The sequence below is a fragment of the Geothermobacter ehrlichii genome, assembly GCF_008124615.1.
GTDB lineage: Bacteria > Desulfobacterota > Desulfuromonadia > Desulfuromonadales > Geothermobacteraceae > Geothermobacter > Geothermobacter ehrlichii.
The window spans coordinates 74,949-87,729 of sequence record NZ_VNIB01000015.1 but is presented as its reverse complement, the minus strand read 5'-3'; the positions used below and the strand labels follow the sequence as shown (position 1 = coordinate 87,729).

General features: G+C 62.8%; 4 protein-coding genes. 3 read left to right on the top strand and 1 reads right to left on the bottom strand.

What is annotated here, in order from left to right:
* Nucleotides 1-406: 406 nt before the first annotated feature.
* Nucleotides 407-1,543 carry a GDP-mannose 4,6-dehydratase gene (gene gmd, locus EDC39_RS13600; RefSeq protein ID WP_148896939.1) on the bottom strand — a complete coding sequence of 379 codons (1,137 nt, stop codon included), beginning with the start codon at nt 1,541-1,543 and terminating at the stop codon, nt 407-409.
* A 413-nt stretch (nt 1,544-1,956) separates the two neighbouring features.
* On the opposite strand from gmd, the gene EDC39_RS13595 reads away from it, so the two are divergent.
* The 3 genes from EDC39_RS13595 (at nt 1,957) to EDC39_RS13585 (ending at nt 12,698) form a co-directional block, all read left to right on the top strand.
* On the top strand, nt 1,957-3,639 hold the full coding sequence (locus tag EDC39_RS13595; protein WP_187426811.1) for a ShlB/FhaC/HecB family hemolysin secretion/activation protein: 1,683 nt from the start codon (nt 1,957-1,959) through the stop codon (nt 3,637-3,639).
* Between the two features lie 333 nt (nt 3,640-3,972).
* Complete coding sequence (locus EDC39_RS13590; RefSeq protein WP_187426810.1) at nt 3,973-11,796, top strand: hemagglutinin repeat-containing protein; 7,824 nt, start codon at nt 3,973-3,975, stop codon at nt 11,794-11,796.
* Entirely contained in the window at nt 11,793-12,698 is a 906-nt protein-coding gene (locus tag EDC39_RS13585) for a hypothetical protein (RefSeq protein ID WP_148896936.1), read from the top strand. The genes EDC39_RS13590 and EDC39_RS13585 overlap by 4 nt, the downstream gene beginning before the upstream one ends.
* Nucleotides 12,699-12,781: the final 83 nt, after the last annotated feature.

The following is a 12,781-nucleotide window of genomic DNA, read 5'->3' as shown; positions in this document are numbered from 1 at the left end:
CTTTTTTCAACGCGAAAAAAGTAAGCAAAAACGCTTGTTTTTATTTCTGCCACGAAGGTCTGTGGCCCTTTTCAACCAGTTGCCCAGACAGACCGTTATTTCTTCGTGGCAGCAGGAAACACATTCGTTCCCGGGCTCGCTGCGCTCACACGGGCCAGTTTGTTCGGAGCTGCCTCGACGGAAACGGCTGTTCGATACAGGAACGTCCCCGTTGTGGCTGCGGCGGTGCAACCTGGCGGGTCTGAACCTTGCCTCGACCCACCGAACCCTCGCGACAGAAATGCCCGCCGCAGGCGACGCTCTTTCTGCTTACTCTTTGGAGCGCCAAAGAGTAAGGCGCCGTCCGGGGGCGCCCCCCCGGATCAGCCTCCATCGACCGAAAGTCGCAAATATCTCATCCCGTATCTCATTCGTGATAATCGAACGCCCTGAACCCGTGCCGCTTCACCAGTTCGTCACGGCGGGCGGTCTCGAGATCGGCACGCACCATCTCGGCCACCAGCTCGGCAAAGCTGGTCTTCGGCTGCCAGCCGAGCCTGGCGTGCGCCCGGCTCGGATCGCCGAGCAGGGTTTCGACCTCGGTGGGGCGGAAATAGCGCGGATCGACGCGCACGATGGTCTGTCCGGTCAGCCGGGCGGCGAGCTCCTCGCTGACCGCGCCCTTGCCGGTGTCGATCGCCTCGACGATCCCGGTCTCGTCGACGCCTTCGCCCTGCCAGCACAGGCTGATGCCGAGTTCGCCGGCGGCGGCGTTGACGAAATCGCGCACCGAGTGCTGGATACCGGTGGCGATGACGAAATCCTCCGGCTGATCCTGCTGCAGCATCAGCCACTGCATCTCGACGTAGTCGCGGGCGTGCCCCCAGTCGCGCAGGGCGTTGAGGTTGCCGAGGTAGAGGCAGTCCTGAAGGCCGAGGGCGATACGGGCCATGGCGCGGGTGATCTTGCGGGTGACGAAGGTTTCGCCGCGCAGGGGAGATTCGTGGTTGAAGAGGATGCCGTTGCAGCCGTAGATGCCGTAGGCCTCGCGATAGTTGACGGTGATCCAGTAGGCGTAGAGCTTGGCGACGGCGTAGGGCGAACGCGGATAGAAGGGAGTGGTTTCCTTCTGCGGAATCTCCTGCACCAGACCGTACAGCTCGGAGGTGGACGCCTGGTAGAAGCGGGTCTTCTTCTCCAGCCCGAGAATACGGATCGCCTCGAGAATGCGCAGGGTGCCTATGGCATCGGCGTTGGCGGTGTATTCGGGCGTCTCGAAGGAGACGGCGACGTGGCTCTGGGCCGCCAGGTTGTAGATTTCGTCCGGCTGCACCTGCTGGATGATGCGGATCAGGTTGGTCGAGTCGGTCAGATCGCCGTAGTGCAGGATGAAGTTGCGGTTCTCGACGTGCGGGTCCTGGTAGAGATGGTCGATGCGGTCGGTGTTGAACAGGGAGGCCCGGCGCTTGATGCCGTGGACGATGTACCCCTTGCCGATGAGAAATTCTGCCAGGTAGGCTCCGTCCTGGCCGGTGACGCCGGTAATCAGTGCGACTTTCGCCATAATTGTTTCTCCGTTGCTGCCGCCAGGGCAAAATGGTTGATCGTGACCGTACCTTAAAACCGAGACGATGGATGGTCAAGCGGATCGTCGGAACCGCGGCATTATAGGACCGGGATCGCAAAAAAATCTCAAAAAAAATCAGCGGGCGCCCAACGAATGCCCCTCACCTCACCTGCGACCAGCCGTTTCATGCCAGCAAATTCTCTTTCGACAGTCTCGAAAAAATAACTTTCATTAATGTCGGGCGCTTGACAGCTTTCGCGACACCTGTATACCATTCCGCTACTATGCAATGATATGTGGCCGTTATGCCATGCAGTGTTGCTCATGGAGGGCTTATGGCACATGGATGTGCACCCCCGCCGAACCAGACGGCGGGGCCCCTTTTCCCGTTGGCAGTCCTGCTGCCCCTCATGCTTCTTCTGCTGGTCCCGACCACCTCGGCACTGGCCGCCGTCACCGACACCGCCAGTGAAGAGCAGCGCCTGCGCCAGCAGCGGGAGTACGAACGCCGACAGGTGGAGCGCACGCCGCCGGCCTCCCGGCTGGAGCGCGAGGTCGAAGCCGTTCCTTTCGAGCTGCCGGCCGAAGAACGCTGCTTTGTCATCACCGAACCGACCATCGCCATTCCTGCCGCCCTGCAGACCGAACACCCGGAAACGGCCGACCTGCTGAAACCGGGCGGGAAACTCGCCTTTCTGCAGGAAGCGATGGCGACCCTGCGCGGCCGCTGCGTCGGCGTCGAAGGGATCAACAGGCTGGTCAGGCACCTGACCTCGCTTTTGCTCGAGGCGGGCTACACGACAACCCGCGTCGGCATCCCCGCCCAGAACCTGGCCCCCGGCCGGCTGCGGCTGGAACTGATCCCCGGCCGGCTGCGCGCCATCCGCGTCGAAGGCGTCACCGGCCCTTTCAGTACGGCCGCCCTCCCCCTGCGACCAGGCGATCTGATCGACATCCGCGCCCTCGAACAGGGGCTGGAACAGATGCAGCTGCCGAGCCGGGATGTCCGTCTCGACCTGCTACCGGGGGATCGGCCGGGGGAAAGCGACCTGCTGATCCACGTCCGCCAGAACAGACCGTGGCGGCTCTCCCTGACCCTGGACAATACCGGCTCCCGGGCAACAGGCCCCTGGCGCACGGGCACGACCCTGAAACTGGACAGTCCCTTCGCCCACAGCGGACAGCTCGACCTGGACTGGACGGGAACGCCGGGAGACGTAAACCGTCACCGGGCGGAAAACCTGCGCCTCGCCTACAGCCTGCCTCTCGGCTGGTGGCGGCTCGGCATCGATCTCTCCCGCGACAGCTGGCGGCAGACGGTGGCCGGCATCAACCAGGACTTCACCAGCAGCGGCGAAAGCCGACGTTTCGGCGTCTTCCTCTCCCGGACGCTGAGCCGCGACCGGCAACAGAAACTCGACATCGATCTTTCCCTGGCCACCCGCTCCAGTCGCGGCTTCATCGAGGATGTCGAGATCGGTGTACAGCGGCGACGGCAGACCGATCTGGGCGTTGGCCTAAGGCAAACGGTCCGTTTCGGCCAAACCCTCCTCTACTGGAAGCTGACCCACCGCCGGGGGATGCCCTGGTTCGGCGCCCGCCGGGATTTTCCCGGCCGGCAGCCGGAAGACCCGACCTTTTTCTACCGGCTGCAGACCTTTGACCTGAACCTGGAACACCCCTGGCAGGCCGGGCCGCTGCGGCTGAATTCCCAGGTTGTTCTGCACGTCCAGTACAGTGCGACGCCGCTGTTCACAGCCGACCAGATCGCCATCGGCGGCCCCTGGACGGTACGCGGTTTCGACGGTGAACAGACCCTGAGCGCCGAACGCGGCTTCTTCGCCAGGGGTGAAACCGAACTGGATCTGCCCCGATCCTGGCCGGATCTGTTCGCGGGACTGGATTACGGTCGCGTCGGCGGACCGTCGGCGGCCGTGCCGGGCGGACAGGAACTGGCCGGAGCGGTTGTCGGACTGCGCGGCAGATGGAACAGGCTGGGCCTGGAAGCCTTCGCCGGCTGGCCGCTGAAAAAGCCGGACCGGCTGCGAACCGCACAACCGGCGGTCACCGTGCGGATGAGCTGGGGAATTTGATATTTCCATTGATGCAATCGGCGTCCTGGGTTTTAGCCGCAGATGGACGCGGACAAAGGTAAACCCAGGGCCTCGCGCCCGTTCACTTTGCTCACTCGAGGCGCAGAGCCGCGGAGAAAAGTAAAAACAGAAATTACTGTTTGGGATTTTCAATCTGCGTGCATCGGCGTCATCGGCGGTTAAAAAAATCTTTGGTTTTTAGCCGTGGATGAATGCCAATGAAAACAAAACCCTGACGGCTTTGAAAAAGCATGCGGCTCATCCGGGCCGGGCATCCATAAACTGAATAAACGCATCACCCTGGCACATCGGCCTAATCCCATGGAGGGGATCATGTCACGACTGCGCAAGAAGGTGACGGGAAGTCTGTGTCTTTTTCTGTTGCTGCAACCCGGCCTGGCTGCGGCCGGACCGGTGGCCGCCGACCGGATGGGGCCGAGAATCGAGCTGACAGCCAACGGCCTGCCACTGGTGCAGATCAACCGGCCGAATGCCGGTGGCGTTTCGCACAACCGCTACCGACGGTTCGATATCGATCCGAAAGGGCTGGTGCTGAACAACGCCCGCCTTCTTGCGCGCACCGAACTGGCCGGCTGGGTGGAGGGCAATCCGAACCTGGCCGACGGTACGGCGCGGCTGATTCTCAACGAAGTCACCGGCACCGACCGGTCACTGCTGAACGGCTTCGCCGAGATCGCCGGCGAGCAGGCCGAGCTGATCATCGCCAATCCGAACGGCACTACCTGTGACGGCTGCGGCTTCATCAACAGCAGCCGGGTGACGCTGACAACGGGCCGGCCGGAATTCGACACCGCCGGCAGGCTGACCGGGTTGCAGGTCGAGGAAGGCGACATCGCCGTCGCCGGCGACGGACTGGCAACCGACGGCCGGGTCGACCTGCTGGCCCGGTCGCTGGCCGTCAACGGCGCCCTGCACGCCGGCGAGCTGAACCTGATCGCCGGCCGCAACCGGATCGGGTACGGCGATCTGGGCATCGATATCCTGCCCGGCGAGGCCGGCGAGAAGCCGCGTCTGGCCGTCGACGTCGGTCTGCTCGGTGGCCTCTACGCCGACCGCATCCGCCTGATCGGCACCGAGGCCGGGCTGGGCGTGGCGGTGAGCGGCGATCTGGCCGCGGCCGGAGATCGGCTGGAGCTCGAGACCGACGGCGACCTGCATTTCGCCGGCCGGGCACAGAGCGGTGGCGACCTGCGTTTCGCCGCCGCCAACCTGGAGATGACGGGCAGAGCCTGGGCCCGGGGCGAGCTGCAGCTGCACAGCGAGGGAGCGATCGATCAGCAGGGGATTCTGGTCGGCCAAAACGGACTGACCCTGAGCGGGACGACCCTGACGCAGTCGGGCCTGATAGCCGCCGGCTTCGACGCCGCGGGACAGGCCGACGGCCGTGCCGGGCTGAAGATCACCCTCGCCGGACGGCTCGACAACAGCAACGGAAGCCTGCTGGCGACGGGAGGGGCAGCTATTGCCGCCGGCGAAATGGTCAACCGCGACGGCGAGCTGGTCGCCGAAGGTCTCGAGCTGGGGCTTGCGGGCGATCTCGACAACGCTGCAGGGACGATCTGGAGCGCGGGACCGGCGACACTCGATCTGGAGGGCATTCTGGAGAACGGTTCGGGAAGGGTGATAGGCGAAGGCGACATCGGCCTGCGGGCGCAGACCGTCGCCGGCAGCGGCCTGCTGCTGGCCGGGATGTCGATGACCATCGACCTGGTGGACGGCTGGAGCAACCCGGCCGGGGGCGTGGCCCAGGCAGGCGAACTGCACCTGCGACTCGGCGGCCGGCTCGACAATGCCGGCAGTCTGCTCGCCGACGGTACGCTCTCGCTGCTCGCCGCCGGAACAGACAACGTCGGCGGCGGCCTGCTGGCCGCTCAGGAGCTGACTTTTTCGCTGGCCGGCGAACTGGCCAACGAAGGACGTATCGAGGCCGGGCTGCTCACCGGCAGTGCCGCCGGCATCAGCAACCGGGGCGGTATGCTGGCGGATCGCGCCGAGCTGAGCGCCAGCAATATCGTCAATCGTGGACCCGACGCCCTGATCGCCGCCACCGGCAGCCTGCATCTGGCCGCCCGGCGGGTCGACAATCTCGATCAGGCCACCCTCTTCAGTCTTGGCGACCTGCGGATCGACGGCGGCGACGCCTCGATCCCGGCCGAGAGCATCGTCAACGAGGGGAGCCTGATCGAAGCGGATGGCAACCTGCTGCTTGCCGCCGACCGGATCGACAACCGCCGCAAGGAGATACGCATCGCCACCGACCTGATCGACACCGTCCGGCTCGACCTGGGCCTCTATCCCGGCTACGACCGGGCGGTCAGCTACTATGGCTGCTGGCTCGAAGGCGATTCGGATGTCTGCGGCACCATCGTCGAATATCAGCACTTCAGCGACGTGCGCACCGAGACGGTTCCGGTTTCCGACATCGTGCAGCACGACCCGGACGGAAAGTTCATCCGCTTTCATGCCGACGTTCCCGGGATTGGACAGCAGACAAGCTGTTTTACCGATCCGGAAATGGGCCAGTACTGCTGGACGGAAGACGTGCTGATTCAGCAGCGAAAGGAAATCGCCGCCTGGTACGAAAGCTTCAGCCAGAGTGGCGATGCGGCCGGCATCACCTACTACCCCGGATACGATCCGGGCCGCCATATCCATCCCGGCGACGAAATCAGCAGGGTGCTGATGGCCAAGGGAGAACCGGTGGTACACCACGAAACACGGCGTCGCCTCACCAGCTACTCCTGGCGTGACCGGTTTTCGCTGATCACGCCCGAACCGGTGATGATCGCCGGTGGCGACCTGTCCCTTCTGGTCGGCAGCCTGCTGACCAACGACGCCGGCACCGTCGCCGCCGGCGGCAGTGTGACGATCGACGGAGATCTGTTTGCCGCCGGCGCCGTCAGTCACGGCCGGGTGATCAACCGCGGCTACCGGTTGCTGGAGACGACCCGCACCGAAACCGAGTCCCTGGTGGTCTGGGACGACCCCTGCAGCTTTCTGGAAAGCCACTGTGGCTACAACGCCGTCTGGTGGCCCTGGCCGGACGACGTGCAGACGCGGGTCGTCGACGCCCTCACCGCAAGCATGCGAGCCGGCAGCCGGCTGCAGGTCTTTGCCGGCAGCCTGGAGAACACCCCGGTGACCGCCAGCGGCGCGATGATCGACGATCTGTCCACGACAACGCCGTCCGCCAGCGACACCGGCCTGACATTGCCACCGACGGGGCTCTTTCACCCGACCCCCGATCCGGAGGCCGGCTACCTGATCGAAACCGATCCGCGCTTTGCCGACTACGGCAGCTTTCTGTCGAGCGACTGGATGCTGCAGCAGCTTGGGCTCGATCCGGCCAGGACCCTGCGTCGCCTGGGCGACGGCTTCTACGAACAGCGTCTGGTCGCCCGGCAGGCGGCCGAACAGGGCAGCTCAAGCACGGCCGACGCCGGCAGCGGTTTCGAGCGGTTCCGCCGACTGATGGAAGCCGGCGTTGCGGCCGCCGAAGAGCTGGATCTGGCCGTCGGAGTCGCCCTGACGGCGGAGCAGACCGCCGCCCTGACCCACGACATCCTCTGGCTGGTGGAACGGACCGTCACCCTGCCGGACGGCCGCCGGGAAAAAGCGCTGGTGCCGACCCTCTACCTGGCCCGGCTGCGCCCGGACGACCTCAGGCCGGACGGCAGCCTGCTGGCGGCGGACGAGCTGGAGGTGGTGACCATCGACGAGATTCGCAACGACGGAATGATCTCCGGCCGGCAACACCTGCGCCTGCGCGCCGGCGACCTGGTCAACAGCGGTGAGATTACCGGCGGCCAGGTCGAACTGGACGCCGGCGGCGATCTGAGCAACCTTTCCGGCCGCATCGCCGGCGACGAGGTCGCACTGCGGGCGGACGGCGCTATCGAACTGCAGACCCGGACCCGCCGCCTCAAAACCGAACGCGACGGCACCCGCGTCACCGCTGACCGGAAAGGACGAACCGCCGAGGTCACGGCCACGGGCAACCTGCTGTTGCACGCGGAAGAAGCGATCCGACTGCAGGGCGCGCGCCTCGATGCCGGCGGCAGCCTGAAGCTGGCTTCCGGCGGCGACATCGAGCTGACCGCCATCCGCGAGGAGGACCGGACCGAGCGCAACGAGGCGGGTTACGGCTACCACCGACAGCAGCAGGACCTGTTCGCCAGCGAGCTGAAGGCGGGTGACCATCTGCACCTGCAGGCCGGCGGTTCCCTGCGCACCGAGGCGGCCCGGCTGCAGGCCGGTGGCAACCTGACCGCCTTGGCGCAGGAAGGGATCACCATCGGCGCCGCCGCGACCGTCAACGCCGAACACCTGGCCGCCGAGGGTGACAGGAAAACGGTACGCCGAAAGCACAGGGAGGAGCAGAGTCACGCCAACAGCCTGCAGGCGGGAGGCCATGTCACCCTGGTCGCGGCCGGAGACAACAGCGATCTGCGCCTGACCGGCAGCCGCGTCAGCGCAGGTACCGAAAGCACCCTGCAGCTCGCCGCCGGCGGCGACATCGTCCTCGACATCGCCCGCAAGGAGCGGGTTGATTATGATTACAGCAGGAAGAGGAGCCTGACCTCTTCCCGAATGCGGGAACAGCTGCAATCCGACTCCACGGTGGTCGGCAGCCGGCTTGAGGGCGGCCGGATCGACATCGAGGCAGGTCGTGACATCACCCTGACCGCAGCACAGGTTGCGGGGGGAGAGGTGCAGCTGAGCTCCGGGGAAGGCGCCATCCGGCTCGATGCTGAAACCGACAGCCACTGGGAGAGGGACGCTTCGGCAAAAACGAGGCTCCTCAAGGCCCGGGAGGCAAGCCATAACCTGCTGCAAGAGACGGCGCGGGTCACCCGGATCGAATCGGGCGGTGACCTTGTCTTGCGGGCGAACGGTACCAAAGGGGTCATCGTTACCAGGGGGGCACAGCTCGATTCAGCAGGCGGTATGACCCTGCTCGCAACCGGGGACAAGGGAGAGGTCAAACTGGCGACGGCAACCCAGGCCCGCGCCGAAACAACCACCAGTCGCAAGCGGCGGGCAATCCCGAGCCTGTCGGACGGCTCCCTGAGCCTGGCCCAGTCCGCGTCCGACCTGGATCACAGCCAGAAGGTTGAACAGGTCGGCACCCGGGCCGTTACCAAGGGGGACCTGGTGATCGCCGCCGGGACGAAACTGGCAACGGAAGGTGCTGAGCTGGCCGGCAACAATGTCGTTCTCGGCAGCAGTCATCAGATCACCCTTGCCAATGCCGAGGTGCAGAGCCGGGAAGACCACCTGCACAAACGAAGCATGACGGGCTTCAGGATGAGTGCAGACAGCGACGGGTTTGAAATCTTTGCCGGGCGAGAGAGCACAAAATCGGGTCTCGAGGGCTGGATGCAGACGGTCTCGCCGGGCAGGATCGACGCCCGGGCAAATCTGCTGGTGCAGGCCGGGCAGAATGCCGTGATCCGAGGAACTGATCTTGCCGCCGGCGGCGAAGTCACGATCCGCTCCGGCGGTGACGTGCGGACCCTGGTGGCCTACAACCTTGAGACCTGGCGTAGTTTCAGCAAATCCAGCCGTATCGGCTTCACATCCCGGCTGCAGCACGGAGTCGGCAATGCTGTGCAGAGTGCAAAGGCTACGGCCGACAGCAACAACGCGGTAACCGGGGCGTCGCGTGCCCTGCAGACCATCGATGCCGTTGATGCCCTCAAGTCTCCATCCCTCACTGTCACGGTCGGGATCGGCGGCAGTCACATGGTGACAACCGACAGCAGCAGAACCGCACAGGCTGTGACCATCGCTTCCGGGGGCGACGTGTCGGTGGCGGGCTCCAGAGACGTTGTCGCCGAAGGAACCTCGGTTGTCGCCGGTGGCGACCTGGAGGTCCGTGGCCGGAACATCGACTGGCAGGCACAGGTTGACCAGTGGAACCGGGACAGCAGGCAGAAGGAGTTTCAGGCAGGCATGTTCCTGCGGGGGCAACAGGGAGCAGCCAGCATCGGTGCCGGGGGGAGCGGATCGAGGGGTTCGTCTTCCAGCCACCAGGAGCACTGCGCCGGCGGCAGTCTGCAAGCCGGAGGCGACATCAGAATGGCCAGCAATGAAAACATGCGGCTCGAGGGGACCAAAATCGCTGCCGGCGAAGATCTGACCATTGCGGCCGGGCACAACCTTGACATCACAGCAGCCACCGACGCCTCGACTTCAAGCTTTGACCAGCGTTCCATTGGCAAAGAGGCTGGGTTCGGGTTCGGGACCACTGCGACGGGGGCTATGGCCGGGCTCTATGTCAGCGCCAGCGGTGCACGAAATGAACTCGACCGCACAGGCGAGACCAGCCACAATGCTCACCTCAACGCAGGAGACAGACTGGTGGTCACCAGCGGTAAAGACACCCACATCTCCGGCGGCCGGCTGGAAGGCGCTACAGTCAAAATGGAGGTGGGAGGAGACCTGACTCTTGCCTCCCAAATTGATACTGGCTCGGCAAAAGGACGGCAACTCCGCGGCAGCCTGACCATCGGCACAGGCGGTTTCGGTTTCTCCGCCGGGTATGGAAAAGCGGATGGCCGCAAGAACTGGGTCGAGGAGCAGAGCGCCGTGGTCGGCGATGATCGGGTAGACATAAACGTCGGCGGCCACACCCAGCTCGACGGCAGCATGGTGGCGTCCCTCGACAATGATCTGCGCCTTGAGACCGGCAGCCTCGGGTATCGCGACATACATGGTGTTGACAAGGAAACCTCCTGGTCCGCTGGCGTGGGAGGCGGCGTCAGTTTCTCCGGCTCTTCATCTTCGACAGCCACGAATGACGGCGCCAAAACCGCGGAGGCCGACCGGCAGGTGGATACCGGGCAGAATGCAGGCACCGGCAAAGGATCGCGCGACTTCGGGTCCTGGACCGCCTCGGGCAGCTACGGCAACCATGAACGCGAACAGGACGTCCGCGCGACCGTCGGCGCCGGAGAAATCGTTGTGCGGAACGAACCGGAACAGACCCTTGAAGGCCTGAACAGGGATCCCTCCCGCGCCTTTGAAATCACCCGTGACGAGGGGAACCGTTACGAGTTTTATGCGAGCGACAACAGCCTGGGCAAGGCGGTCAACCAGGCAACGCAACCGGTGGAAACACTGAGGCGCGAGGGGGAAGAGTGGGGAACAACCCTCAAACAGTATGGGCAAAGAGCGAGCAGGGCCGCCCATAACCTGTCCTTGCTGGATGACAGGCTGGAGGCCCAGGGGGACACAACCGAGGCGGAACTGGTTCGGCAGGTCAACAGCCTGCTGGACAAACTCGGGAAGAGCAGTCTGGTCGCTTCGGGTGAGAACTACGGCGGTCTGCTGACCCAGTTGCCGGTTCTTTTGACCGGCGACATGATGTACTACAAGGCCGTGGCAATTCTGGAAAAACACCCGACCGAGGCAAAAGCGCTACTGAAATACTATGGTTACGAAGATTTCGATCCCACCGACAAAAGTCAGGTTGCCCTGCTGAAAAACTTTTCCGATTATGTCTCCACCAACGGCATCAACAACACGCTGGTCGAGGCAATCCGCAATGGAGCCCAGCAGACCGGAGCGATGAGGTTCGTCCAGGGTTACAACCCGACTCACGGCCTGATCGCCGACTTGCTCGAATGCGGCTGGGACAAGTTCTTGGGGGAGATCATCAAATCGGGCAATGCGAGGGATGTGGAGAAATTTTACGAAACAGTAAAAAAAGCCCAACTTAACTTGAAGTCTGCGTCGCACAGCCAGGGAGCCTTACTCAATTATCGGGCATTGCAAGACTTGAAATTGGACAAATCTTGGCAATTCCAGTTTTTTGGGGCGCCGGTCAATGCCAAAGACTTGGAGAAAACGATAACAGATGCCAGGATCGAAAACAAAGGGAGTTTTCAGCATGCCGATGGCAAGGTCCTCGGTTTGCCCCAAAGCGACCCGATCAGCTCCGTTTTCGGTTTGAATGTCAAAACTTTGCCTGAATTCCTTGGAGGAATCCTGTCCTTTACGAATCTGACAGAAATGCACTCCGACTATCTCTGCCAGGGAGACTTCTGTGCCGGTGAACAGCCTGTCATTGATCTCATTCGCCCCCGAGAACCTAAAGTAAAAAATCTGCTGCCAGGGAAAACAAAACCATGAGAAAATTTCTTATCCTGCTTGCCCTGTTATCGCTGGGCGGCTGCATCACAATACCGGATTTCGATTCTGAAGAGCATATCATGGGTAGCTGTTCCGATGCAGGAGACCACTTCAACATCGGAAGGTTCGAGTTTGACATTTATTTGGATAAGCACTGGGAATATTCATACACACCAGAAACCCAGGATGTTACTTTTTCTTATGAAGGACAAGACTTCGGTATCGCCGGGATCAATGTTTTCTCATACCACTATATGCTCTTTGACTTGGAAGGCTATTGGGATGACGTCAACTATATCTACGAACGTTTTCGGGATGACTATGTCAACCACAAATCCAGGATGCTCAAGGCCAATCCGAGCTACCAGATCAGCATCGTGGAAAAAGCCGGCCTGCAATGCGTGCGAGAATGGCAGATCGACTACGGCCCCGGCAACCCGCAGCCGATTGCCAATGCCAACATCGGCGCCAGAGATGAAACTCTTGAGTACATGTGTGTAGTTCCAGGCCAAACAGATCGCCGTCCTGTAGATATCCTTATTACCCAATGGGTACCGCGCGGCCGCAAAGCCTTCGACCTGGAAAAGATCCTGGAACCGGTCTTCGCGTCACTGAAACTCAACCCGAACCCGCCTCCGGTTCCGAACACCGATGATTACAGACCGATGAGGCCACCGACCTGGTGGGAAAGACATTTCGGGCCGACCCAGATCAAGTGTCTTGGAGACGAATATATTTCAATATATGCCTGTGTCTATGATCATTACCTGCGCAACCTCGCCGAACGAGCCAGACGTGAAGCCAGCGGCAACCCCTACCCGCTCAAAGGCACCCCGTTCGAGCGCTGCACCTTCATGGGGCCGGACCGGGTGGCAAGGCCGTGTGAGGAAAAAACGGAGTGAGTCAGACCGAGGCAGATACAGGCCCGCAACAAATCTCATGGAGGAGACCGATGAAGTTCCTAACGATTTTTTTGACTGCAGCG

What these genes read in the sequence shown, in the direction of transcription:
- EDC39_RS13590 (WP_187426810.1), top strand. Translation starts at nt 3,973, where the DNA reads ATGTCACGACTGCGCAAGAAGGTGACGGGAAGTCTGTGTCTTTTTCTG.
- gmd (WP_148896939.1), bottom strand. Translation starts at nt 1,543, where the DNA reads ATGGCGAAAGTCGCACTGATTACCGGCGTCACCGGCCAGGACGGAGCC.
- EDC39_RS13595 (WP_187426811.1), top strand. Translation starts at nt 1,957, where the DNA reads ATGCTTCTTCTGCTGGTCCCGACCACCTCGGCACTGGCCGCCGTCACC.
- EDC39_RS13585 (WP_148896936.1), top strand. Translation starts at nt 11,793, where the DNA reads ATGAGAAAATTTCTTATCCTGCTTGCCCTGTTATCGCTGGGCGGCTGC.